Source organism: Hymenobacter lutimineralis (assembly GCF_008271285.1).
GTDB classification, from domain to species: domain Bacteria; phylum Bacteroidota; class Bacteroidia; order Cytophagales; family Hymenobacteraceae; genus Hymenobacter; species Hymenobacter lutimineralis.
This window is the reverse complement of record NZ_VTHL01000007.1, coordinates 82,668-108,452: the sequence shown is the minus strand read 5'-3', so window position 1 is coordinate 108,452 and position 25,785 is coordinate 82,668. Positions and strand designations below refer to the sequence as shown.

Below are 25,785 nucleotides of genomic sequence, written 5' to 3'. Positions count from 1 at the left end.
CGTCAATAAAGCCCGTCGGCAGCGCTACGGATACTTACTTTGGTGTGTTTAGCCGGGGCAGCACGGGCACTTACCAGCTGCGCCTACACCCTGAAGCAGGTGCCAGCAGCTGCACGGACCTTTACACCCGCTCGACCAACACCAACACCTGGACGGAAGCGGCGCCCGTGTTAAGCAATGAGAGCCTGGTACTAGCGGCTCAGTCGTACCGGAGCGAGTACATTCCGGTATCCTCCGCCGGGGATGGAGGAAAAGTTGACATAACGGGTGGAACGCTGCTTTGCCCGGGCAGCGCGCTGCAGCTGGGTGTTTCCGTGCCCGGCGCGTCGGCGTACAAGTGGAGCACCGGGGCCACTACCTCCACAATTTCCGTTACCCAGGCAGGTACTTACTCCGTTACGGTGACGCTGGCCGGGGGCTGTACCATCACGGGTAGTCAAACCGTGGTAGCCCCCACATTGGCCCTGGAAGGCGAAACCCTGCTGTGCAGCGGGAGCAGTGTACAGCTGCGGGCCGTGACGCCAACCGCCGGGGTTTCCTTTAAATGGAACACCGGCGCGACTACCGCCACCTTGGCGGTAACCAAAGCCGGTACCTATACCGTAACGGCCACCTTCCCCAACGGCTGCACGCTGACCAGCAGCCGCACCATCAGTATTCCCACATTACAGCTTACTGGTCCCTCGCTTGTATGCCCTGGCACCACCGTGCAGCTGAAAGCGCAGGCCGCGCCTACGGCTACCTACAAATGGAGCACCGGGGCCACCACCGCTACGCTACCCGTAACGCAGGCAGGAACCTATACCGTGACGGCCACTTTTGCCAATGGCTGCACGCTCACCTCATCTACTACCCTCAGCGCGCCGACGGTACGCGTTACGGGGGCAACCCTGTTGTGCGCCAACAGCACTACTACCCTACAGGCCACGGCTACTCCAGCTACGGGTGCTACCTTCCAGTGGAGCACCGGCGCCACTACGGCGGCCATTCAGGTAACCAAGCCGGGCACCTACCGCGTCACCACTCAGTTCCCCAGCGGCTGTACCGTCACCAGCCAGCACACGGTGGTACAACCCGCCTTGAAGCTAAGTGCTGATACGCTCCTGTGCCCCAATGGCACGTTGCAGCTCCGCGTTCAGTCTATTACGGCGGGGGCTACGGGAGTGCGCTGGAATACCGGGGCCACCACCGAAGCCCTCATCGTAGCTCAGCCTGGCACGTACACCCTGGTAGCCACGTATCCGAATGGCTGCCAGGTAGAGGCGCGCCGCACCGTAGTTCAGCCCAAGCTCACGCTGTCGGCGGATACGGTGTTATGCGCTGGCAGGGCGCTTTCTCTCACCCCAACGCTAACCGTGGCAGGAGCTACTTACCGCTGGAGCACCGGGGCCACCACGGCCAGCATCAGTCCAGCGCAAGCCGGTACGTATACCCTCACCGTCACCTACCCCAATGGCTGTACCCTGACGGCGAAGCGCACGGTTATTCAGCCAGCCGTGGCTATTGCCGGAGCTACCCAGATTTGTGCGGGCGGCTCGGTACAGCTCCAGGCGACGGAGGGCAAGGGCGTTGTTTACAAATGGAATACCGGGGCCACCACGGCCGCTATTTCGGTAACCAAACCCGGCACGTACTCCGTCTCGGCTACTTACCCGGGCGGGTGCACGGTCACGGATGAGCACACCGTCATGCTGTTCCAACCCACGCTCACGATTACCGGCGACTCGCTACTATGCCCGGGCGCGGCCGAGCCCTTCAGGCCGTTGGGCAGGGTGCTACCTCCTACCGTTGGAGCAATGGCACCGCCACCGCCAATGTTTCCCTTGCAGCCACTGGCACGTACACCGTCACGGCTACCTATCCATCGGGTTGCTCCATCAGCAAGCGCGTAACGGTTCGGGCGGCGGCAGCTATTCCCAACTTCAGCCTCGGGGCCGACACAACCGCCTGCGAGGGAGAAGCCATTACGCTCCGGGCACCGCAGGGCGAATTTCTGACCTACCGCTGGAACGATGGTACTGCGGGCCGCACCCTCACGGTGCGGCAGCCGGGCACCTACTCGGTGCAGGTCAGCAATGCTTGTGGTACCCAAACGGCCTCCCGGTCTATCCAGCTTGAGCTGTGTGTACCCAACATCATCACGCCCAACGGCGACCGTAAAAACGACACCTTCCAGCTGCTGGCCACGGCTACTGGTACCTGGTCTTTAACGGTCTTCAACCGTTGGGGCAAGCAGGTGTATACCACCAGCCGGTATGCCAATGACTGGGGCGCTACGGCCGCCGCGGGAGCTTACTACTTTGTGCTGCAGCGGGCCGATACGCGGAGCACCTACAAAGGCTGGCTGGAAGTGGTGCGGTAAGGCGCTGTATTCCCGTATTTTCGGCGCATGGAAATCGACACCCTGTACGGCCGTGCCATTCCGGAAGCGGCGGCTTCCGGTGTTTCGCGTGCCAGCCAAACGCGGTACGTGCTACAGCACTTCTGGCAGTGCTACCCAGGCCCCGAAGCCTTGCGCACTTCCGTGGAAGGGCAAATGGGCAAGCAACTGCAGATAGAGGATCATGCCCAAGGCTTTTTCGATGACGTAGCGCCTTTTCCACCCGAGCCCACCTGGCACGAGTGGCTCGGTCAGCGGATACCGTTCTTCTTCACGTCGGAAGGTCCGCTACTGGAACTGCTGCCGGAACAAAAGGTCCTCGTTCGGGCCGACCTCATTTCGGCGGCTTTCTATCTGCTCAGCGGCTGGCAGGAGTATTTCTCCGCGGAGCGTGATCAGCACGGGCGGTTTCCATACATGGCCAGCGTGCAGCAGCGCTATGGCTTTGTAGCCGTGCCCGTCGTCAACTACTATTTCGACGTGCTCAGAAAGGCCATAGAGCACGTGACCGGCCAGCTACTGCACCCGCGCTGCTGGGCTGGCAATGCCCAATGGGCCGCCTTCATCACCCACGACATCGACAGCCTGCACAGTGCCTGGAAGGCTCCGGCCAAAGCAGCCCTGCGCCAGGGGCGGCTACTCAGCTTTGGCCGGCAGTTCTGGCGGCACTTTAAGGAGAAAGACACCTGGGATAATCTGGCGGAGGTGCAGCAAACCGTGGCAGGCTACGGAGCTAAAAGCACTTTTTTCATTCTGCCTGAAAATGAAAAAGCCGCTAACGGCACTCCCAATGCAGATTATCAGCTGACTACTATCCAGGCCCAGTGGCCTGCGCTGCAGGCAGCCGGTGCCGAGGCGGCGGTGCACGCCAGCATCGGCACTGCTCGCAACCTGAGCCAGCTACAAACCGAGGCCGCCGCGGTAGGCAAAGCTACGGTGCCGCCTCTGGGCTTGCGGTTTCATTACCTGTGCTGGGAACCGCGCTCCACCCCGCAGCTGGTGCAGCAGGCGGGGTTTTCCTATGACTCCACCTTGGGGTTTGCCGAGCATTTTGGCTTTCGGAATTCCTTTTGCCAGCCATTCTACCCGTTCAACTTTCAGACCGGCGCTGCCTGTGACTTCCTGGAAATTCCGCTGAACGTGATGGACGCCACACTCTACCACCCGCGCTACCTGCAGCTGAAACCAGCGGAAGTGCTGCCGGCCCTGCTGCCCATGCTGACGGAAATAGTGCGGTTCGGGGGCGTGTGCACGGTACTTTGGCACAACGAGAACTTCGACCCGGTCAACCACCACAACGGCCCCCGCGAGTTCCACGCCCTCATGAAGTACCTTCGCAGCCGCAACGCGTCCTTTGTCAACGGCCGGGATATTTGTGAGTGGATGTGACAGGACCCATACATCGAATGGCTCCTTACTTATTCACTTATTCACTCATTCACTCATTCACTTTTGGGCATCGTTCAGCGGCAGGGGCTGCGCAATACCATTATTTCCTACCTCGGGCTGGCGCTGGGTTTTCTCAACACGGCCTTCATCGTGCCGCGCTTTCTGGCCGCCAACCAGTTGGGCCTCACGAGCACCTTGCTGTCTATTGCCACCATTTACGCCCAGCTCTCCGCCCTGGGCTTTGCCAGCGTGGGCATCCGGTTTTTCCCGTATTTCCGCAATCGGGAGGCCGGGCACCAAGGCTTCTTGCCCTTGCTGCTGGGTATTCCGTTGCTGGGGTTTGGCTTGGTCACGCTGCTCTACCTGAGCGGAAAGCCGCTGGTACTGGGCTTCTACGAGCACGCCCAGGACCGCGCCCTTATTAGTTCTTACTATGGCTGGGCCGCGGGGCTGGCGCTGTTTGTGATGCTCTATTCCCTGCAGGATGCCTACCTGAAAGGGTTGTACCACACGGCGTTTTCGTCGTTTGTGCAGGAAATCCTGCTGCGGGTGCTACAGGCCGGCGCGGCAGTACTCTACGGGCTGGGCTACTTGTCATTTCACGGCTACGTGCTGGCGTACATCGGCACTATGAGCGGCATTGCGCTGCTACTCACGGTTTATCTGGCGTACATCGGTGAGCTGCACGTGCGGCCAACCACGGCGGCTCTGCGGGTGCAACCGATAAGGGGTATTCTGAGCTTCGGGGCGTTTGCGCTGCTGGCTAATATCTCGGGCACCATCATCATGAATATTGACACGCTGATGGTGAGTTCCCAGCTGAACCTGGCGGCGGCGGGTGTGTACAGCATTGCCTTTTTCATCAGCACGGCCCTCACGCTGCCGGCCCGCTCGCTCAACAAAATTGCCTTTCCGCTGCTGGCCGACTACTGGAAGGAAAATGCCCTGCCGCGCATGGCTGCCTTCTACCGCGACACTACCCGCCTGAACGCCGTGCTGGGCTGCTACCTGGCCCTGGGCATCGGCCTGAACCTGGATTTCATTTACGGCCTGATGAACAACCCGGCCCTGCAGGCCGGCACCACGGCCGTGCTGGTGCTGCTGGCCGCCCGCCTCTTTGATGGCATCACGGGGCTCAACGGGCTCATCCTCGTCACGTCCCCGCGCTACCGCTACGACCTGCTCTTCAACGTGTCCTTGGCCCTGGTTACCGTTGGGCTGAATGCGGTGCTGATTCCGCGCCTGGGGCTCACGGGCGCGGCCGTGGCGTTTCTGCTGGCTATTGTCAGCATCAACCTGGCACGCACCTGGTTTGTATGGCACAGCTACCGCATGCAGCCCTTCACGGTCCGTATACCGCTGATTTTGCTCAGCGCGGCCGTTGCCGGCGGCGCGGCTTGGCTAATGCCGGCTTTCAATTCGGCGCTGGCCACCATGCTCTTGCGCTCTACAGTACTGACAATAGTGTACGCCGCGCTGATATTGCTCACCAAATCAGCCCCGGAAGCCACGGCGCTGCTGCAAAAATTTCGCCGCCAAAACCCGCCAGCCTGATTGCACTCTCGCCGGTTAGTGCAGGCCCGCAGTCAAGGGCCTCTCCGCTGAACTTCGGGAAGCCCAAGCTAGTTGATGACGCTCATTGGAAATCATTAGGGTGAAATGGCATAACCAGTCAATAAAGTTTTTTTAGGATGGTAGATGGGCCCTATCTATTGGCTGGCCCCAAGCAAAGCAGCAGTCGTAGAAATTGTATTCTTACCACACTACCCAGCTGGCAGCCAGATTGAAAAACACTATTTCCTAAGTAGTCGATTAGAGCCCCCTGAGTTAGATATTTCCGATAAATCAGCGGCTCCCTTCCCTGGTAGGCAGCGGCTCGCGAGAAAAGAAAATTTGGAACTATAAAATTTCGGCTCGTACATTTGTCTTACCAATTCTTTACCCCCCAAAGGATTGTTTTTATACAGAGGCGTGGAGAGACAGGCTCTAGGAAACGCCGGCAACCAGCGGACCATCCGAAACGGTGCCAAGTCCTGAACATATAAAAACAACAAGCCGTGAACTACTTGTCCAACCTCGCCACTGCCTCCGCCACCTCCATTGCTGTACAGCATGGGTGTTGTGCTATGATGGGCATGGCGTGTTGTTGCTAGTTCACACCCCTCCCTTTCCCGGCGCCTAGGCTAAGCTCAGCCTTGTAAGGAGCTGCCATGCGTGGCAGCTCCTATCCCTGCCCACGCCCATTCACGCCCTGCCGTACTTGCCCAGCTGCCTTTGCTGCAAGCTGGCCTCTACTTCGGGGCTCCATCTGGCCGAACCCCTGCCCTCTTACGGCGGGTTCTTCTCCCCACTTCCTGTTCGTATGCCCGCAGCCTCAGCCGCGTTGGCCGTTCCGCAGCTGGACGACCTACGCCTTCAGCTCACGCAAGCAACTGCCCTGGAGCGGTTACGCCTGGTAGCTTCCCTGCACCTTACTTCGGCGGTTTTCTCTACCTCGTTTGGCTTGGAAGACCAGATTATCACCCACTTGATTTTTGAGTTTGACTTGCCCATCCGGGTGTTCACCCTCGATACTGGCCGCAACTTCCAGGAAACCTACGCGACGTGGAACAAGACCCTACTCCGGTACCAGAAGCCGATTGAAGTGTTTGCCCCGCGTCAGGACAGCGTGCAGACCCTGCTCCTGGAGAAAGGCCCTAATTCCTTCTACGAAAGCGTGGAAAACCGCAAGGAGTGCTGCTACATCCGCAAAGTGGAGCCCCTGAACCGGGCGCTGGCCGGACAGCACGCCTGGGTAACGGGCATCCGGGCCGAGCAGTCCCAGAACCGCCAAACCATGGAGCCCGTGGAGTGGGATGCAGCGCATAACCTGATTAAAGTACACCCGCTCTTCGACTGGACCTGGGACGAGGCCGTGGCCTTCACCCAGGAGCACGGCATCCCGGTGAACACGCTCCACAAACAAGGCTTCGTGAGCATCGGGTGCGCGCCCTGCACCCGCGCCATCAAACCGGGCGAGGACTTCCGTGCCGGCCGCTGGTGGTGGGAAGACCTTTCGGCCAAGGAGTGCGGCCTGCACGCCACCGCCGTGCACAACGGCCCCGACCCGGTGGTAGAGCCGGTGCCCACCCACTAAGTAACAAGCAATACCCGTTTCGTATGAGTACCCCTTCCTTCGATTACCTCGACCGGCTGGAAGCCGAAGCCATCCACATCCTGCGGGAAGTAGCCGGCCAGTTTGAGCGGCCCGCCCTGCTGTTCTCGGGTGGCAAAGACTCCATTGTGCTCACGCGCCTGGCCGAGAAGGCGTTCCGCCCGGGCCGCTTTCCGTTTCCTTTGGTGCACGTGGACACCGGCCACAACTTTCCCGAGGTACTGGCCTACCGCGACGCCCTGGCCGAGCAGCTGGGCGAGAAGCTGATTGTGCGCAGCGTGGAAGACACCATCCGGCGCCAGCGCCTGCGCGAGCCGGTGGGCAAGTACCCCAGCCGCAACCCCTTGCAAACCTACACCCTGCTGGAAACCATCGAGGAGTTTGAGTTTGATGCCTGCATTGGGGGAGCCCGCCGCGACGAGGAAAAGGCCCGCGCCAAGGAACGCATCTTCTCGGTGCGCGACGAGTTTGGCCAGTGGGACCCCAAGCGCCAGCGCCCCGAGCTGTGGAACATCTACAACGGCCGCATTCAGAAGGGGGAAAATGTGCGCGTGTTCCCGATTTCCAACTGGACAGAGCTGGACGTGTGGCGCTACATCCAGCGCGAAAACATTGCCTTGCCCGACATCTACTTCGGCCACGAGCGCACCTGCGTGGTGCTGCCCTCGGGCCAGCTGCTAGGACTTACCGAGCACATTCGCCTGGAAAAAGACGATGAGATTGTCACCCGGCAGGTGCGCTTCCGCACGGTGGGCGACTCCACCTGCACGGCCGCCGTGGAAAGCGACGCGGCCACGGTGGAAGACATCATCCAGGACCTGCTCCTGGCCAAGGTAAGCGAACGGGGCGCTACCCGCCTCGACGACAATATCTCCGAAGCCGGCATGGAAGACCGCAAGCGCAACGGGTATTTCTGATTAATAGAGGTGAGAAGTTAGAGCGTAGAACATAGATAGTTCCGTCTCCCTCTTCTCAGTTCTAAGCTCTAACTTCTAAGATCTAACGACTTTGGACCTTCTCCGATTTATTACTTGCGGCAGCGTAGACGACGGCAAAAGCACCCTGATTGGGCGCCTGCTCTACGATTCCGAATCCGTGTCGCTGGATGTGCTGGCGGCCCTGGAAAAGCGCCAGGCCTCGGGCGGCGTGGTGGACCTGGCTTTGCTCACCGACGGCCTGCGCGCCGAGCGGGAACAGGGCATCACCATTGATGTAGCCTATAAATATTTTACCACGCCCCGCCGCAAGTTCATCATCACGGATGCCCCCGGCCACGTGCAGTACACCCGCAACATGGTGACCGGCGCCTCCAACGCCGACCTGGCCATTGTGCTGGTAGATGCGCGCCAGGGCGTGATTGAGCAGACGCGCCGCCATACCCTCATTGCTGCCCTGCTGGGCATCCGCCACTTCGTGCTGGCCGTGAACAAGATGGATTTGGTGAACTTCGATGAAACCGTTTTCGACCAGATTGCGGCCGATTACGCCGCCCTCACCGACCACTTCCAGCTTCCCACGGCCACGGCCATTCCCCTCAGCGCCCTGAATGGCGACAACGTGGTAAGCCGCTCCAAGCACCTGCCCTGGTATACGGGCCCCAGCCTGTTGGAGCACCTGGAAAGCGTGCCTGGCGCCGTAGAAACCGCAGCTGCTCCTCGCTTTCAGGTGCAATATGTCATCCGCCCTCAAACGCCTGAGCTACCCGACTACCGCGGCTACGCGGGCCAGGTGCTGAGCGGACAGTACCGTCGCGGCGACCGGGTACGCGTGCTGCCCTCCGGCTCGGAGACGACCATTGAAGCTATTGAAGTTAATCAGCAGGAGGTGGAAGCGGCCTCGGCCCCGCAGGCAGTGGTCATCCGGCTGCGCGATGATGTGGACGTAAGCCGCGGTGACTCCATTGTGCCGGCCAGCGACGAGCCCACCCTTACCCGGGAGTTGGAAGCTACCTTGTGCTGGATGAGCGAGCAGCCCCTGTGGCCGGGTCGAAAGTTGCTGCTTCAGCATCACTCAGCGCTGGTAAAGGCGGCTATACCCACCATTCTGCACAAAGTAAACGTGCACACCTTCGGCCGTGCTGCCGCCGACTCGGCTCAGCTCAACGACATTGTGCGGGTACGCCTGAAAACGGCCGTGCCAGTCGCCGTGGATAACTACCACCAGAACCGCGCTACCGGCTCCTTTATTCTGGTAGACGAGCTCAGCGGCGACACATTGGCCGCCGGCCTCATTGGCGCCGCCAACGCTAACTACTTCACCGCCCCCGAGCCTTCGCCGGTAGCCTTTTCCATCTAGCCCTCCGGCCCTCATGCCTTGGCTGCGCTCAGCATAACGGGTTACTTCTCTCACCTACGCATTCCTCTTTCAATACATGAAAACGCCCCGTCTGACTGTCCTTGGAGCCGGCCCCGGCGACCCGGAGCTGCTCACGCTCAAAGGGGCGCGGGTGCTGGGTGAAGCCGACGTCATCCTCTACGATGCCCTGGCAAACCGGGAGCTACTGCAACACGCTAGGCCGGACGCCGTGCTGGTATCGGTGGGCAAGCGGCGCGGCATGCGCAGCTTTTCCCAGGACGAAATCAATGCCCTGATCGTAGAGCACGCCCACCGCTCCGGCCACGTGGTGCGCCTGAAAGGTGGGGACCCATTCGTGTTTGGGCGGGGCCGGGAGGAAATGCTGTATGCCGAAGCCCATGGCTTGCGCACCGACTACGTGCCCGGCATCAGCAGCGCGGTAGCGGCGGCGGGCAGCGTGGGCATTCCGGTCACGCACCGGGGCGCCAGTGAAGGTTTCCGGGTGATTACGGCCACCACGGCTACCGGCGAGCTGGCTTCCAGCGTGGCCGAAGCCGCCCGCTCCCGCGCTACCACCGTGATACTGATGGGCTTGGGTGAGCTGCCCAATATCGTGCAACTCTACTGCGCGCAGGGCCAAGCCGAGACGCCCGCCGCCATTATTCAGAACGGCACCCTGCCCACCGCCCGGCTGGTAACTGGCACCGTAGCCGAACTACCGGCCCGGGCGCTGGAAGCCGGCATCGGGGCCCCGGCCATCATCATCATTGGGGAAGTGACGCGGCTGGCCACGCCCGAAGTGCTGACGCAGGCCCTACCCACCGTTTTTGCCGACGCCTCTTACGCCGAGGTGGCCTGATTTACCTACTCGGACGGGTTTCCGGCCGTTTTCTACTGACTTCCCTCTACGCCGTCATCCTGTTTTTGCCATGTCCATCACCTCAACTTTCACGCTGCCCCTGGGTCTGGATGACGCCAGCCTTCAGCAGTTCGCGGGCGGCCTCACCGAGCAGCAGCTGCTGTGGCTGAGTGGGTACTTCTACGGCCGCTCGGCCGGTGCCGCGGCAGGCGCTGTGGCCCTGCCCGCTACTGCGGTGGCCGCCGCGCCCGCCGCTGATACGGCCCGCCTGACCATCCTGTTTGGCTCCCAGACCGGCAATAGCAAGAAGGCGGCGGGCTTAGTAGCCGAAGCGGCCCGGCAGCGCGGCCTAGCCGTAGCCGTGCGCGACATGAACGACTACCCGACCAAGGAGCTGAAAAACGAGCAGCAGCTGTTGGTGGTGGTAAGCACCCAGGGCGAGGGCGACCCGCCCATTGCCGCCGAGGAGCTGCATCAGTTCTTACTGAGCAACCGCGCCCCCAAGCTGCCCAACCTGCGCTACGCCGTGCTGGCCCTCGGCGACAAAAGCTACCTGCAGTTTTGCCAGACGGGCTTCGAGTTCGACCAGCGCCTGGCCGAGCTGGGTGGCAAGCGCCTGCTGGAGCGGGTAGACTGCGACGTGGAGTTTGAGGCCGAAACCCGCCGCTGGGCCGGGCAGGTGCTGGCCCTGGTAGCCCAGCCGGCCCCGGCTACCGCCCCAGTTGCCACTGCGCAGCCATTCGTGCAGGTAAACCAGCTGGTGGCCGCGGGTGAGGCTGAAGTGGAAGAAAAGGTGGAATACACCAGCCACAACCCTTTCGCCGCGGAGCTGCTGGAGAAAATCCAGCTGAACGGCCGCGGCTCTACCAAGGAAACCTACCACCTGGAATTCTCCCTGGCGGGCTCCGGCATTGCCTACGAAGCCGGCGACGCGCTGATGGTGCAGCCCGTGAACCAGGAGGCCTTGGTGCAGGAGGTAATCCAAGCCGCGCGCCTGAACGCCACGGCCCCGGTAAAGCTCAACGACACGGAATTTGACTTGCACACGGCCCTGGCCGAGAAGCTGGAGCTGTCGGTGCTTACGCGTGACGTGCTGGAACGCTACGCCGCCGTGGCCCCGCAGCACCCCAAGCTGCGCGACATTCTCACCAACAAAGCCCAGCTGCCCGACTACCTCTACGGCCGCGACGTGGCTGACCTGCTCACGGAGTTTCCGGTAGAACTATCGGGCCAGCAGCTGGCGGCGGTGCTGCGGCCTCTGCCGGCCCGGGCCTACTCCATTGCCAGCTCTCTGCTGGCTCACCCCGAGGAAGTACACCTCACCGTAGGCGCCGTGCGCTACGAAACCAATGGCCGCCGCAAGCACGGCGCCTGCTCGGCCTACCAGGCCGATGCGCTGACCATCGGCGACACGGCCCGCGTGTGGATTGACCGCAACGAGTACTTCAAGCTGCCTCAGGATGCGGCTACCGACATTATCCTGGTGGGCGCGGGCACCGGCGTGGCCCCGTTCCGGGCCTTCGTGGAGGAGCGGGCCGAAACCGGCGCGGCCGGCCGAAACTGGCTGGTGTTTGGCAACCCCCACTTCACCACCGACTTCCTGTACCAGACCGAGTGGCAGCAGCACCTGAAAAAAGGCACGCTGGACCGCCTCGACGTGGCCTTCTCCCGCGACCAGCAGCAGAAAGTGTACATCCAGCACCGTCTGCTTGAGCAAAGCGCCCGCCTCTACCACCAGCTCGAAAACGGGGCCTACTTCTACGTGTGCGGCGATAAAAACCGCATGGCCGCCGACGTGCGCCAGGCGCTGCTCACCATCATTCAGCAGGAAAGCGGGAAAGACGCCGACTACGCCGCCGACTACATCAAACAGCTGCGCAAACAGCGCCGCTACCTGGAAGACGTGTACTAGTCAGCCCAGCAACCAATCAAGCTCCCTTAGCCCAAACACTACTTACTCAGTCCAACCAGATGCGCGTTTCGCAAAGACGATGTTGTAGTAGCCGGTAAAAGCCGCCGTGTGCCTGACCCGAGCCGCTTACCGCTACGCCCCTAAGGCACCCTGGAAGCCCAGGCTTCCCTCCTTTTCTGCTGGCTCCCCCAGCCCAGTCTACTCCCTTCTCTTTCTCCTCCAAACGCCTTTTCTGTGATGAAGAAGTACTACGCTTCTTTCTGGATTCTCCTGATCTTACTGTTTGCCAGTCTGATGGCCGCCCAGGCCCAGGACCAATTGATTTCCATCAGCGGCACCGTCCGCGAAAAAGACACCCAACAGCCCCTGCCCGGCGTGAGCGTGAACGTGAAGGGCGGCCTGATGAGCGCCCAGAGCGACGCCAGCGGCAAGTTTGTGCTCCAGGCCCGCCTGCGGTTTCCGTTCACCATCGTCTTCAACATCATTGGCTACGAGCCCCGGGAGCTGGAAATTGCCAGCGGCAGCCAGCCCATTGCCGTGCAGCTGGAATCCAAGCCCGTACTGGTGAATGAGGTGGTGGTGTCGGCCTCCCGGGTGGAGGAAAGCCGGCTTCGCTCCCCGGTGGCCATTGAGAAGCTCGACATCCGCGCCATCAAGGAAACGCCCGCGCCCAGCTTCTACGACGCCCTGGAAAACGTGAAGGGCGTGCAGATGACGACTAGCTCGCTCACCTTCAAAGTGCCCAACACCCGCGGCTTCAACATCCCCAATAACTTCCGCTTTATGCAGCTGGTGGACGGCGTGGACATGCAGGCGGCCACCCTGGGCGTGCCCCTAGGCAACGCCATCGGGCCCACGGAGCTGGACATTGCCTCCGTGGAAATTACGCCCGGCGCGGCCTCGGCCCTCTACGGTATGAACGCCATCAACGGCATGGCCAACCTCACCACCAAAAGCGCCTTCACCTACCAGGGCCTGAGCGTGTACCAGAAAGTGGGCGTCAACCACGTGGATGGCCGCGACCGGGACCCCAGCGCCCTCACCGAAACGGCCGTGCGCTACGCCCGGGCCATTGGCAGCCGCTTTGCCTTCAAGCTGAATGGCTCCTACCTGCGCGGCACCGACTGGCTGGCCGACACCCAGATTGACCAGAACCCCCAGAGCCTGAACTCGGCCAACCCGCGCTTCCCGGAGCTGAGTGGGGCCAACAACCCCGCCGCCGACCTCTGGAACCGCTACGGCGACGACCGCAGCGGCAACGTGGCCATTCCCATCACCTACCAGGGCAAGACGGAAACCTTCAACGTACGCCGCACGGGCTACTACGAGAAGGACCTGATTTCGCCCACCGTGCGCAACCTCAAGTTCGACGGCGGCCTGTTTTACAAGTTCACCGACAAGCTGGAGCTGAGCTACGGCTACCGCTACGGCCTGATGGACGGCATTTTCCAGCGCGGCAACAAGATTCAGCTCAAGGACGTGGCGGTGCAGAACCACAAGCTGGAGCTGCGCGGGGCCGACTACTACGTACGCAGCTACGTGCTGGTAGAAAATACGGGGGACTCCTATAACCTGAACCCGCTGGCTTTGAACCTGGATTTGCAGAACGGCGCCACGGCCCTCACTACCGGCTCCGGCCCCAAAACCAGCTGGGCCGATAAGTTTCAGGCCGAGCTGCAGAAGCAGGTAGACGCCGGCACCGACCTGGCCGCTGCCATGCAGGCGGCCCGCGCCGCCGCCGATGCTGGTCGGGCCCAGCCCGGCACGGCCGCCTTCGAGCAGCTGAAAAACACCATCACCGGCATCAACAACTGGGACAGCGGCGTGAACGTGCCGGGCGCCCCGGCCACCGGCGGGGCCGCCCTCTGGCAGCGCAGCCGCACCTACCACAACGAGGCGCAGTGGAATCTGGGCCAGCGCATCAGGTTTGCCGATGTGGTGATGGGCGCCGACGCCCGCATCTACGAGGTGGTGCCCGACGGCAACAACTTCGTGGACTTCTCCAAGCCCCTGGCCGACCGCAACACGCCCGGCGGCCAGAACCTGTACTACAAGAAGTACGGCGCATTCGCCCAGGCCACCAAGCTGCTGTTCCAGGACCGCCTCAAGCTGAATGCCTCCCTGCGCGTGGACTACAACCCCGAGTTCAACCCCAAGCTGAACCCGCGGGTGGCGGCCGTGTACACCATTGCCCAGCGCCACAACCTGCGCGCTTCCTTCCAGAACGGCTGGCGCTTCCCGGCCTTGTTTGAGGCCCTGTCGTTTGTGAACAACGGCAACGTGCGCCGTGTGGGCGGCCTGGCCCGCGTAAACGAAGGCCTGGGCTTCCTCGAAAACTCCTACACGCTGACTTCGCTCGACAACTTCACGGCCGCCGTGAACAAGGATGTGGCCGCCGGCCTGCCCCGCAACGAGGCCGCCCTCAAAAACCGGGACGTGCTGCGGGTAGCCAACCTGCCCACCGAGCAGCCCGAGCACATCAACGCCTTTGAGGTAGGCTACAAGAGCGTGCTGCTCGACAACAGCCTGGCCCTGGACGTGGACGCCTACTACAACGAGTACTCCGGCTTCCTGGGGCAGGTGGAAGTGGCCGTGCCGAAAACCGGACCAGTGCTGACGGACGCCTCCGTGCTGGACATGCTTTCCCGCGCCAAGCAGGACCGCTACCGCGTGTACACCAACGCCCGCAACACCTACCGCAGCTACGGCTCGGCCCTAGGAATCACCTACAACTTCTACCAGAAGTACACGGTGGCCGGCAACGTGAACTACAACAACCTGGCCGCCAACGAGGAAAAGGACGTGTTCATCACCGGCTTCAACACGCCGAAGTGGACCACGAACCTGAGCTTCGGCAACCGGGAGATTGTGCGCAACGTGGGCTTTAATGTGGTGTGGCGCTTCCAGAATGCCTTCTACTGGGAAAGCCAGCTGGCCAACGGCCAGATTCCGGCCTACTCTACCGTAGACGCCCAGGTAAACGTGCGCCTGCCGGCCCTGAAGTCGACCATTAAGCTGGGGGGCACCAACCTGCTCAACAACCGCTACATCCAGTACGCGGCCGGTCCCACCATCGGCGGCCTCTACTACGTGGCCCTCACCTTCGACAACAACGTCATCCGCTAGCCCCGGCCCCTATGTCACGCGCCTTCTTTTCTCTGCTCTTTCTCTTGCTGGCCGCCGCCCCGCTGCGGGCCCAGAAGCAGTACGTGCGGGAGCAGCAGACCTGGGTGGGAGTGTTCAACCAAACGCGGTACTCGCCGCGCTGGGGCTCCTGGACCGACCTGCAGCTGCGCCTGCACGACCACTTCGTGCAAAAGAAATTTCAGGCCCTGGCCCGCGTGGGCCTTACCTACTACCTCACCGACGACGTGCGCCTGACCGCCGGCTACGCCTACGTGCACCACTACCCCGACGGGGCCCGCACCGTGGCCCAGCCCGAGCACCGGCCCTGGCAGCAGGTGCAGTGGTTCACCAAGTTCCCCAAGGCCCGCCTGATGCAGTGGGTGCGGCTGGAAGAGCGGTTCCGGCGCACCATTGCCGAGAATGAGCCCACCGACGACTTCGACTTCAACTACCGCACCCGCTACAACGCGGCCCTGTTTGTGCCCCTCACCAAGCGCGGCTTCGAGCCGGGCGGGGTGCAGCTGCTGATCAACAACGAGGTGATGATGAACTTCGGCCGGGAAATCCGCTACAACTACTTCGACCAGAACCGGCTGTTTGCGGGCCTGGTGTACCAGGTAAACAAGCACGGGCAGCTGCAGGGCGGCTACATGCATTTGTTTCAGCAGCTGCCGGCGGGCAGCACCTACCGCAATCAGCACACCATCCGGCTGTTCTACTTCCACAATTTCGACCTGCGGCCTACGCCCCCGCCCGTCCCCACGCCTAGCCCTTCCCAACCCTAATGGCCGACACCCTTAAGCTCTCCGAAGTTGAACACGTGAAGGATGCCAGCAACTTTTTGCGCGGCACCCTGGCCGGAAGCATGCAGAACCCGATTACCGGCGCCCTCTACCCCGACGATACCCACCTCATCAAGTTCCACGGCTCCTACCAGCAAACGGACCGCGACCTGGACTCGGAGCGCAAGCGCCAGAAGCTGGAGCCGCTCTACTCCTTCATGATTCGGGTGCGGGTGCCGGGCGGGGTGGCTACGGCCGACCAGTGGCTGCGCATGGACGAGCTGGCCGACGCCTACGGCAACCACACGCTCAAGCTCACCACCCGCCAGGCCTTCCAACTGCACGGCGTGCTCAAGCGCGACCTGAAAGCCACCATTCAGGGCTTCAACGATGTGCTGCTGGACAGTATTGCCGGCTGCGGCGACGTGAACCGCAACGTGATGTTCAACCCCAACCCCCACCTCTCGCGGGTGCACGAGCAGGTGTACGAAGTCACCAAGGCCATCAGCGCCCACCTCACCCCGCGCACCTCGGCCTACTGGGAGCTGTGGCTCGATGGGGAATCGAAGTACAGCAGCGTGCTGAACGACGCGGAGGGTGACGTTGAGCCCATTTACGGCAAAACCTACCTGCCCCGCAAGTTCAAGATTGCGCTGGCCGTGCCGCCCTACAACGATACCGACATCTTCGCCAACGACCTGGGGCTGATTGCCATTGAGGAAAACGGGGAGCTGCTGGGCTTCAACGTGGCCGTGGGCGGGGGCATGGGCATGACGTTTGGCATGCCCGACACCTACCCGCGCCTGGCCGACATCATCGGCTTCGTGCCCGCCGACAAGGCAGTGGACGCCTGCGAGCAGGTAGTCACCATTCAGCGCGACTGGGGCAACCGCGAAAACCGCAAGTTCTCCCGCCTCAAGTACACCCTGGACCGCGTGGGCCTCGACGTGTTCCGGGACGAGCTGAACCGCCGCCTGGGCTTTGAGCTGGAGCCCGCCCGCCCCTACACCTTCCGCTCCTCCGGCGACGCCTTCGGGTGGAGCACCGGCCCCGCTGGCGCCCGCCACCTCACGCTCTTCGTGGAAGGCGGCCGCGTGCTGGACACCGAATCCAGCCAGCTGAAAACCGCCCTGCGCGAAATTGCCCGCTTCCACACCGGCGACTTCCGCCTCACCGGCAACCAGAACCTGATCCTAGCCAACGTGGCGCCCGAGCACGAGCTGGCGGTGCAGGCCATACTGACGGAGCACGGCGTAGCGGTGGAAGCCAACGACGTGCACACCGGCCTGCGGCGCGGGGCCTTGGCCTGCGTAGCCCTGAACACCTGCACGTTGGCTTTTGCCGAGGCGGAGCGCTATCTTCCCCAACTTTTAGCTAGATTGGAAGAAGTAATCCGCGCCCTGGGCCTGGCACAGGACGATATTCTGCTGCGGATGACGGGGTGCCCCAACGGCTGCGCCCGCCCCTACCTGGGCGAAATCGGGTTGGTGGGCCGGGCCGTGGGGCGCTACAACCTGTACCTCGGGGCCGCTTTCAACGGGGAGCGGATGAACAAGCTGTACCGGGAAATGGTGGACGAAGACGGCATTGTGCGGGAGCTTACGCCCCTGCTCACTGACTACGCCCAAAACCGCCAGCCCCAGGAGCGGTTCGGGGATTTTGTGGTCCGCCAGGGCTACGTAAAGCCCACCCTCAGCGGCCTCACCTTCCACGATTAACTTTTACCCCGTTGTCATCCTGAGCCTGCGAAGGACCTTATCACGTCAGCACGATGAGCCTAACGTGACGAGGTACTTCGCCAGCTCAGGATGACAGCCGTTTTTCGATTTTGACCACAACCGCCATGCCTCTAACTTCTAACAACGTCCTGCCGCAGCCCGAGCCGCCGCCCCAGCCGGATGTAAACCGGCTGTTTCCGGTGTTTCTGAAGCTGGAGCAGCTGCACGTGCTGCTGGTGGGCGGCGGGGCCGTGGGCTTCGAGAAGCTGTCGGCCATGCTGGCCAACAGCCCCGCCGCGGCCATTACGGTGGTGGCTACCTGGTTTTCGGCGGAGCTGCAACTGCTGGCCGAGCGCCACCCCGCCGTGCAGCTGCGCGAGCAGCCCTACCACCCCACCGACCTGGTGGGCCACGACCTGGTGATTGTGGCCACCAACGACAAGGAGCTGAACCTGCGCATCAAGGCCGACGCCACGCGCCAGCGCCTGCTCTGCAACGTGGCCGACACGCCCGCCGCCTGCGACTTTTACCTGGGCTCCATCGTGCAGAAGGGCGACCTGAAAATTGCCATCAGCACCAACGGCAAGTCGCCCACCATTGCCAAGCGCCTGCGCGAAATGCTCACCCACACCCTGCCCGACGAGCTCCACGACGTGCTCCAGCGCATGGCCCAGATTCGGGAGAAAGTAGGCGGCGACTTTGCCCACAAGGTGAAGTCCCTGAACGCCGTGACGGCCGAGCTGACGGGCGGGCCGGCGTACGAGTCGCCGGCGGCGGCGCGGTGGCGCAAGATTGCCACGGCCTCCCTGCTGGCGTTTGCGGCCATGCTGGTGTTCAATATTCTGTCCTACTACTTCACCTGGCAGCAGGTGTGGGCCGTGGCCAGCTCTTCCCAGACGTTCTACCTCTTCGTGGCCATCGGCTTCGGGGCCCAGCTCATTGACGGGCTGCTGGGCATGGGCTACGGCGTGGTCACGGCCATTAGTTTGATGACGCTGAACATTTCGCCGGCGGCCGTCAGCTCCAGCATTCACACCGCCGAAATGTTTGCCAGCGGGGCCTCGGGCTACCACCACTACCGCTTCGGCAACGTGAACAAGAAGCTGTTCAAAGTGCTGCTGATTCCGGGGGTATTGGGCGCTATTCTGGGCGCATTTCTGCTGTCTAAATTCGGAGAAACCTACGGCAGCTACGTACGGCCCTTCCTGGCCGTGTACTTATTGCTGCTGGGAATTCGCATTATTTCAAAAGCCTTTTCCAAACCCGGGCCGCGCAAAAAGCACAAGAAGCTGGGCTTTCTGGCGGCCGCCGGGGGCTTCCTGGATTCGTTTGGCGGCGGTGGCTGGGGCCCGTTGGTCACCAGCACCCTCATTGCCGGGGGCCGTACGCCGCAGTACGTTATCGGCTCGGTGAGCGTCACGGAGTTCTTCGTCACGTTTGCCAGCGCCCTCACGTTTTTCGCCACCATTGGCATTTCACACTGGCAGATTATCCTCGGGCTGATTGTGGGTGGCATTGCCGCCGCGCCCTTTGCTGCCCGTCTCGCCGGCCGTATTCCCACGCGCTGGATGTTCGTGGGCGTGGGCTTGATGGTCATTGTGTGGAGCCTGTGGTCGTTGCGCAAGCTGTTTCTATAAAAGCAGAGCGCATCGTGACGTACCTAACACGCAGCAGAAAGCCTCACCAAATTCTTGGTGAGGCTTTTTAACTATAATCGGGTATCGTATCAACCAGCTTCCGGCAATGTGACTTCACCCGCAGATTCTCCTGGATTGGAAGCCGAATTCGCAGGCACTGTGGTACGCTGAATCCGCCGCAGCAACCAGTACAGCACCAACGCACTTAGTGCTACCGCTCCGAGGTATGCTCCCCAGGAGCTAAAGGCTTCCACGGCCGACTTTTCCTCCAGCTCCTTGCCACTCATCATGCCCGCGAAAGCCAGCAGATTATTCAGGGCATGCCCGGCCATACACAGCCACAGGGACTGCGTGCGGTAGTAGAGCCACCCCAGCACGAGGCCGATTAATGCTGTAGCCACTACCTGCGCCGGGTTGATGTGGATAAGGCCGAAAACCACTGCTGATAAGCCAATAGCCAGCCACGGCCGCCCGGGGTAGTTGCGCAGGAGCCCCCGCAGCAGAACCCCTCTTAGCAGCAGCTCTTCCAGGATGGGCGCCATCAGACACAGGCTCACAAAAGCCAAGATCGGGCTTTTCGCCAGGTCTTTAAACGTTTTATCTGCCCTGTTAGGCAGGTGCAGCAAATCCACGAGAGAAATCACCAGAAGCATGGCCAGCACCAGCACAGGCAGCGCCACGTACAGCCACATTTGCTCCTGCCCGCGCAGCCTGATGGGCAGCCAGCGCCGGCCGGCCTGCCAGCGCATAATACCCAGCAAGGCCAGATTACCAACTACCGTCATGATAACCAGACCGGAGGCCAGGGAAAGGTGCAGGACTTTTTCGCAGAGCAGTAATAGGGGAATACCGCCCCCCAGCATCACGAGCAGATACCACCCCAGAAACGCCCAGCTTTCTTTGATGGTGGGGTAAGCTGGTGGCCTACGGGCTTTGGTCGGCGACTCAAGTACAGTTGTTGCCATTCAATAAACTGATAAGTGAAACTAAATCGGGAGTAAAGCTAAGTAGCGCCCCGGCATAAAACAGAACGGGCCGAGGTTTTCACCCCAGCCCGTAGCTGTCAATTCACTTCAGCTGCTTGCTTAGCCCGCTCGTTGCGCCGCTTGCTGCCCCAGCTTGCTGTGCTTGCGGCCGTAGCCGAAGTAGATAGCCAGTCCGATGGCCAGCCACACAGCCAGGCGCAGCCACGTTTCCCAGGGTAAGGATAACATCATAACCAAGCAGGTGACGATGCCGAGAATGGGCACTAGTGGCACCAGCGGGGTGCGGAAGCCGCGGGGCGCGTCGGGCTCTTTTTTGCGCATGATGAGCACGCCCGCGCACACCATCACGAAAGCCAGCAGCGTGCCGATGCTCGTCATCTCACCTACCACCGAAATGGGCACAAAGCCCGCGAACAAAGCAATGAACAGCCCGAGCAGCAGGTTCGACTGCAGGGGCGTGCGGAACCGCTCGTGAATGCGGGCGAAAACCGGGGGCAGCAGCCCGTCCTTGGCCATGGAGAAAAACACCCGGCTCTGACCTAGTAAGTCCACCAGAATGACGGAGGTGTAGCCGATGATGATGGCCAGAATAACCGCCGAGGAAAGCCAGGCGTAGGGCGTTTTCTCGATGGCAATGGCCACGGGCGCGGCGCTGTTCTTGAACTCGGTGTAGTTGGCCAGGCCCGTCATCACGTGGCCAAAGAGCACGAACAGCACGGTGCAAATGAGCAAAGAACCGATGATGCCGATGGGCATATTGCGCTGGGGGTTCTTGGTTTCCTGGGCCATGGTGGCCACAATATCAAAGCCGATGAACACGAAGAACACCACGCCCGCCCCGCGCAGAATGCCGCTCCAGCCAAACTCCCCAAATACACCGGTATTCTGCGGGATGTAGGGTTGGTAGTTGGCCGGATCGATGTACTGCCAGCCCAGGGCAATGAACACCAGCACCACAGCCACCTTCAGCGTCACCACCAGCGCGTTGAACCAGGCCGAGCCCGAGGTACCGCGGATGATGATGAGCGTAATGGCCAGCACGATGAGCATAGCGGGCACGTTCACGAAGCCGTGCACGGTGCTGCCATCGGCCAGCGCGGCCGTTTCAAACGGCGACATCACCAGCTGCGGGGGCAGATGAATGCCATACTTGCTCAGAAACTTGAGTAGGTACTGCGACCAGCTGATGGCCACCGTAGCAGCACCCACCGAGTATTCCAGGACCAAATCCCAGCCGATAATCCAGGCGAACAACTCGCCCATAGTGGCGTAAGCGTAGGTATAGGCCGAGCCAGCTACCGGCACCATGGCGGCAAACTCGGCGTAGCACAGGGCGGAAAAGGCGCAGCCCACGGCCGCTACCACGAAGGAAAGCGTAACGGCCGGACCAGCGTTGTTGGCCGCCGCAATACCCGTTAGCGAAAACAAACCCGCACCGATGATAACCCCGATGCCGATGGCAATCAGGTTGAAGCCGTTGAGGGTACGTTTGAGCGTGCCCGCGCCGGTTTCGGCGGCTTCCAGCCGCAGGAGTTCCAGGGACTTTTTAAGCATAAACAGGGGTGGCGAGAAGCCTGAGCTTCCCGGGTAAGTGAAGAAAATGGCGCAACCTGGTTTCTGGCAGCTGCAAAACAGACCAGCCCAGCCAGTCTAATCCGACCGGGGCATTTGCGCAACAGGAAAAACAGAGAAAGGAGCCGGCAACGGCTAGCTCAGGCCCGCAGGCAGGTTAGCTCAGCAACAACACCGCGCGCTACAACAAGCCTCAGCAGCACCAGTCAGGCACACGAAGGCAGCAGAAACGATAGGCAGAGCAGTACGGCGAGGCAAAAAGTCCACGGCAACTTGTTTTTATATGGTCAGGAGTTGGCACCGTTCCGCGGAGTGCGGGTGGTTGCCGGCGCGTCGTCGAGCCTGTCTCTCGGCGCCTCTGTATAAAAACAATCCTTCGGGCTAGAAAGAATTGATACCGCAAAGGTAGCCCCGGAATTTCCGGCCTGCAAACCGCCACCTCAGTCGCAATTTCAAGCCTTGGCCGGACGTAATGCCCTGCTAAACAAGATCCTGCTCTACCCGATGATAATTCAGGGTGAAAGTTTAACCCGAAAATTTAAATTTTTTCAGAAGGAGTTTTAGCCTGATTTCGCCGAAACTGGCACCGGAGTTGCAAACCACCCCATCGAAGCCGGTTTTGCTGTTTCAGCTGGACGCGGGCTTCTTCTCCTCAGTTGTACAATTCACTTCTTCTCTCGTCATGAAAAAAAAGCTTCTTGTCCTCCTTCTTGCCTTCTCGTTTTCCGCTGGCGTAGCGTCGGCCCAAACCACCTCGGCTCCAACTGGACCGGCTAAAATGCACCGCGGCCATAAAGGCCAGAAAGCCAACCTCACGCCCGAGCAGCGCGCCGACAAAGCCGCCAAGAAAATGGCCGAGAAGCTGAACCTTTCGGCCGCTCAAACTACGCAGGTTCGCCAGCTGCACCTGGCCCGTTTCCAGGAAATGCAGGCCCACAAGGCCCAGGCCGGCACCACCCCCGCTCCTGCCGACAAAAAGCAGCACCACGCGGCCATGAAAGCCAGCAAGCAGCGCTACGAAGCGCAGCTTAAGCAAATCCTGAGTGCCGAGCAGTATGCCAAATACACCCAGCTGCAGGCCGAGCGGATGCAGAAGCGCAAAGCTCACCGCCAGCACATGGCGGCTCCTCAGCAAGGCAAAAGCTAAGCTGCTGGTTCACGCATAAAAAAGGCCCCGACGGAAACACCGGGGCCTTTTTATGACCTAATAGACCGTCATGCTGAGCTTGGCGAAGCATCTCTACCTCTTACTAATCAATTGCCATTGCAACGAAGCGGTCGAGATGCTTCGGCTACGCTCAGCATGACGCGTATTTATGGTAGTCGTTCTTGTTCCTTCTCGGCCGCAAACCAGCGCAGGCGGTAGCAATTGATGGCAGTTTCGCCGAGCTGCTCGACCAGCTTGTAGTTGGCCACCGCTCCCACGGCCGCCCCGATGACGGGAATGAGCTGGGCCAGCTTGGCTAGGTCGATGTAGTCGCGGTACTCCTGCTGGAAGGTGCGCCAGTCGAACTCGTTGACATCGGTGGGCAGGGTGTGGCGGTAGGTTTCCCAGGTAGCTACGCGCTGGTAGATTTCGTTGCGGGTGTGCTGGGAGCTAAAGGCCAGCTGAAAGATGTGCAGCAGGAACAGCCGCTCGGAAAAGTCGCGTACATCGTGCCCGTAGAGGGCGGCTACGTCGAAAAGGAGCTTGAGCTTGAGACCGAGCAGCAGCGGAAAATCGGCGAGGCCGAGCAGGAAGCCGCCCGCGCCGGTGGCGGCACCTTCGGCGGCGGCTGTGTTGCGGTAGTAGCGGATGCGGGTGCGCACCAGGGCTTCGCGCTCGGCCAGAGCGGTATCGGGCAGGGGCTTGCGGGTGGTGTGCATAGAACCGAACAGCACGCCCTGCACCATTTTCTGGATGGCGACGGTGAGGGCCTTGTGCAGCTTTTCGGGCAGCAGGGCGTTGAGTCGCGCTTGCACCCGGCGGGTAAGGCGGCCCAGCAGCGTGGGCTTCCGCTGCATCCGTTGCTGCCAAGCTTCAAAGTCAGGTAGGGCTTGATGGTCGTAGGGGCTAGGCATTCTATCGTATCGTAAGTTGCAGGTACTTGTATTTGCTTGCCGGCAACCTTGCTAACTGCCCCGCTTCCTTTTCGGCAACTGCTGCCGGGACTACTTTTAAAAGCACTACTTGGCTACCGCTCCAACATAAATCTATTGGTATCCAATCCTGCTGATCAATGGTTATTAATGGCTTTACCCTTCCATTTACCATCTTATATATCTGCACTCCGTTAATTTCCTCCATACCCCAACCAGCGTATAAGGAAGCCATTCTGGTAAGATCAGACGAAAGCGCAGGAGTGCCCCATAAGGTATCGACCCGACCACTCTGCTGATCGACAATGTATGTTCTGGAAGATTCCCAGTATTGGCAGCGGACCAGGCACTTATGAATAGCGGCTATGCTGCCTGCATAACTGAACTCTTCCTGATCAACCTCATATTTCTCCGCCGGCTTTCCTACAAAGCTTACGGCTTTACCATTACTTAATTTTATTCTTACTGATTTCTTGGAAACTGTGACGTTGTGCCAATTCATCACAATGCTGGGTTTTGCCAGATAATGTGCTTTATCAAATGCAGCTTTCGTACTGATTTGTAAAGTATATCCTGGCTTCGCACGCAACGTAGATGGTTGCAGTACTGTAGTACTGGGATTATAGCCTGCCAAGAAACCCAGCCATAAGCTCAAAATGACCTGCATTGAATAAGTGTTTCTGGATAAGAGTTATTTCAAGCTATACACCCGCTCAATCATTTCTACCACCTTCAGGCCTTCCAGCGCATTCGTGGTAGCCAAACCGCCTTTTTGCAGGGTTTCCAGCACGTTTTCGATGACGTGGACGTGGTTGGCAGCGGAGCCCTGGTAGGCGCCGTAGTGGTTGGCGGGGTTGGTGGGGGGCAGCGCGGGTAACTGGTAGTCGCGGAGGTGGCAGTGCTCTACTTTGTCCATGTACTGGCCGCCGAGGCGCAGGCTGCCATGCTCGGCTACCACCGTGAGGGAGCTTTCAAGATTCTGGTCCCACACGGCGGTGCTGTACTGCAGCGTGCCACTGCCCCCGCGCACGAGGTCGAAGGTGACGAGGCCGGAGTCTTCGAACTCGGTGAGGTGCTGGTGGTTGAAGTCACGGAAGCGGGCCGAGATGTTGGTGATGTCGCCGAACACCCAGTAGAGCAAGTCTACAAAGTGGCTGAACTGGGTGAACAGCGTGCCCCCGTCGTGCTGGCGGGAGCCGTGCCAGGAGTCGGGCGTGTAGTACCGCTCGTCGCGGTTCCAGAAGCAGGTGAGCTGCACGAGGTAAATCTGCCCAAGGCGACCTTCGTCGTAGATGCGCTTAAGCCAGGCGGCGGGCGGGGAATAGCGGTTTTGCATCACCCCAAACACGCGGCGGCCGGTGGCCTGGGCGGTGTCCACAATAGCCTGAGCATCCTGCGTGCGTAGGGCCATCGGCTTCTCGACTACCACGTGCAGGCCGGCCCGCAAGCCCTGAATTGCCTGGGGCGCGTGCAGGTAGTTGGGCGTGGCTACCGTGAGTACGTCGGCTGCGGGGCCAGCCTGCAGGTACCCCTCCAGCGACGAGAAGAAGGGTACGCCGGGAAACTCGGCGGCCAGGGCAGCCTGCAGCTCCATGCGGATATCAATAAGGGCGACGAGCTGGGCACCGGGCTGGCGGGCCACCAGGGAGGCATGACGGCGGCCAATGTGGCCCACGCCGCAGATAGCGAATCGAATGTCAGGTAAAGAATCGGCCACGGACTCGGTTGGCAGGGTACATAAACAGCCCGCAAGCTGCGAAAAAACCGGCGGTTGTGGGCGTATGTTCTGTAAGGAGTTTTATAGACCATCATTCCGAATAGAACGTCAGGCTGAGCGGAGTCGAAGCATCTCTACCGCTTCGTTGCACTGCTATCATAACAAAGCGGTAGAGATGC

18 protein-coding genes and 2 riboswitches are annotated in these 25,785 nt (G+C 61.0%); of the genes, 13 read left to right on the top strand and 5 right to left on the bottom strand.

Going from position 1 to position 25,785, the window contains the following annotated elements:
• Nucleotides 1-1,732: 1,732 nt before the first annotated feature.
• The 12 genes from FY528_RS21550 (at nt 1,733) to FY528_RS21740 (ending at nt 19,252) form a co-directional block, all read left to right on the top strand.
• Nucleotides 1,733-2,362: a T9SS type B sorting domain-containing protein gene (locus FY528_RS21550; protein ID WP_149070615.1), complete on the top strand. Its 630-nt coding sequence runs from the start codon at nt 1,733-1,735 to the stop codon at nt 2,360-2,362.
• A gap of 27 nt (nt 2,363-2,389) precedes the next feature.
• Nucleotides 2,390-3,769, top strand: coding sequence for a DUF7033 domain-containing protein (locus FY528_RS08720; protein ID WP_149070614.1), 1,380 nt, complete (start codon nt 2,390-2,392; stop codon nt 3,767-3,769).
• 63 nt (nt 3,770-3,832) lie between these two features.
• The gene (locus FY528_RS08715) at nt 3,833-5,323 is read left to right on the top strand and encodes a lipopolysaccharide biosynthesis protein (protein ID WP_149070613.1); all 1,491 of its coding nucleotides are present in this window, start codon (nt 3,833-3,835) and stop codon (nt 5,321-5,323) included.
• Nucleotides 5,324-5,725: 402 nt separating this feature from the next.
• Nucleotides 5,726-5,817: riboswitch (SAM riboswitch) on the top strand.
• A gap of 314 nt (nt 5,818-6,131) precedes the next feature.
• Nucleotides 6,132-6,905, top strand: a complete 774-nt coding sequence (locus FY528_RS08710; protein WP_149070612.1) for a phosphoadenylyl-sulfate reductase — start codon at nt 6,132-6,134, stop codon at nt 6,903-6,905.
• A 23-nt stretch (nt 6,906-6,928) separates the two neighbouring features.
• Nucleotides 6,929-7,840, top strand: a complete 912-nt coding sequence (cysD, locus tag FY528_RS08705; RefSeq protein ID WP_149070611.1) for a sulfate adenylyltransferase subunit CysD — start codon at nt 6,929-6,931, stop codon at nt 7,838-7,840.
• Between the two features lie 91 nt (nt 7,841-7,931).
• Nucleotides 7,932-9,218, top strand: coding sequence for a sulfate adenylyltransferase subunit 1 (locus FY528_RS08700; protein WP_149070610.1), 1,287 nt, complete (start codon nt 7,932-7,934; stop codon nt 9,216-9,218).
• 76 nt (nt 9,219-9,294) lie between these two features.
• On the top strand, nt 9,295-10,077 hold the full coding sequence (cobA, locus tag FY528_RS08695) for a uroporphyrinogen-III C-methyltransferase (RefSeq protein WP_149070609.1): 783 nt from the start codon (nt 9,295-9,297) through the stop codon (nt 10,075-10,077).
• A 70-nt stretch (nt 10,078-10,147) separates the two neighbouring features.
• The gene (locus FY528_RS08690; RefSeq protein ID WP_149070608.1) at nt 10,148-11,989 is read left to right on the top strand and encodes an assimilatory sulfite reductase (NADPH) flavoprotein subunit; all 1,842 of its coding nucleotides are present in this window, start codon (nt 10,148-10,150) and stop codon (nt 11,987-11,989) included.
• A gap of 237 nt (nt 11,990-12,226) precedes the next feature.
• A complete protein-coding gene (locus FY528_RS08685) occupies nt 12,227-15,115 on the top strand; it encodes a TonB-dependent receptor (protein WP_149070607.1) in 2,889 nt (962 codons plus the stop codon).
• Between the two features lie 11 nt (nt 15,116-15,126).
• Nucleotides 15,127-15,900 (top strand): DUF2490 domain-containing protein, encoded by a 774-nt coding sequence (locus FY528_RS08680; RefSeq protein ID WP_149070606.1) that lies wholly within the window; start codon nt 15,127-15,129, stop codon nt 15,898-15,900.
• Nucleotides 15,900-17,615 carry an NADPH-dependent assimilatory sulfite reductase hemoprotein subunit gene (locus FY528_RS08675; protein ID WP_149070605.1) on the top strand — a complete coding sequence of 572 codons (1,716 nt, stop codon included), beginning with the start codon at nt 15,900-15,902 and terminating at the stop codon, nt 17,613-17,615. The genes FY528_RS08680 and FY528_RS08675 overlap by 1 nt, the downstream gene beginning before the upstream one ends.
• Nucleotides 17,616-17,740: 125 nt before the next feature.
• Entirely contained in the window at nt 17,741-19,252 is a 1,512-nt protein-coding gene (locus FY528_RS21740) for a TSUP family transporter (protein WP_149070604.1), read from the top strand.
• A gap of 89 nt (nt 19,253-19,341) precedes the next feature.
• On the opposite strand, the gene FY528_RS08665 is transcribed toward FY528_RS21740, so the two are convergent.
• Both FY528_RS08665 and FY528_RS08660 read right to left on the bottom strand, forming a co-directional pair.
• Nucleotides 19,342-20,217 carry a CPBP family intramembrane glutamic endopeptidase gene (locus FY528_RS08665; protein WP_149070603.1) on the bottom strand — a complete coding sequence of 292 codons (876 nt, stop codon included), beginning with the start codon at nt 20,215-20,217 and terminating at the stop codon, nt 19,342-19,344.
• Nucleotides 20,218-20,337: 120 nt separating this feature from the next.
• Nucleotides 20,338-21,792, bottom strand: coding sequence for an amino acid permease (locus FY528_RS08660; protein ID WP_149070602.1), 1,455 nt, complete (start codon nt 21,790-21,792; stop codon nt 20,338-20,340).
• Nucleotides 21,793-22,086: 294 nt separating this feature from the next.
• Nucleotides 22,087-22,179: riboswitch (SAM riboswitch) on the bottom strand.
• 313 nt (nt 22,180-22,492) lie between these two features.
• On the opposite strand from FY528_RS08660, the gene FY528_RS08655 reads away from it, so the two are divergent.
• Nucleotides 22,493-22,957 (top strand): DUF4890 domain-containing protein, encoded by a 465-nt coding sequence (locus FY528_RS08655; RefSeq protein WP_262383951.1) that lies wholly within the window; start codon nt 22,493-22,495, stop codon nt 22,955-22,957.
• Nucleotides 22,958-23,124: 167 nt separating this feature from the next.
• Here the strand turns inward: FY528_RS08655 and FY528_RS08650 are convergent, their stop codons facing one another.
• Genes FY528_RS08650 through FY528_RS08640 form a run of 3 tightly spaced genes read right to left on the bottom strand, consistent with a single transcriptional unit; the run spans nt 23,125 to nt 25,606 of the window.
• On the bottom strand, nt 23,125-23,871 hold the full coding sequence (locus tag FY528_RS08650; RefSeq protein WP_149070601.1) for an EcsC family protein: 747 nt from the start codon (nt 23,869-23,871) through the stop codon (nt 23,125-23,127).
• A 1-nt stretch (nt 23,872) separates the two neighbouring features.
• Complete coding sequence (locus FY528_RS08645) at nt 23,873-24,556, bottom strand: hypothetical protein (protein WP_149070600.1); 684 nt, start codon at nt 24,554-24,556, stop codon at nt 23,873-23,875.
• A gap of 24 nt (nt 24,557-24,580) precedes the next feature.
• A complete protein-coding gene (locus FY528_RS08640; RefSeq protein ID WP_262383950.1) occupies nt 24,581-25,606 on the bottom strand; it encodes a Gfo/Idh/MocA family protein in 1,026 nt (341 codons plus the stop codon).
• Between the last annotated feature and the right edge of the window lie 179 nt (nt 25,607-25,785).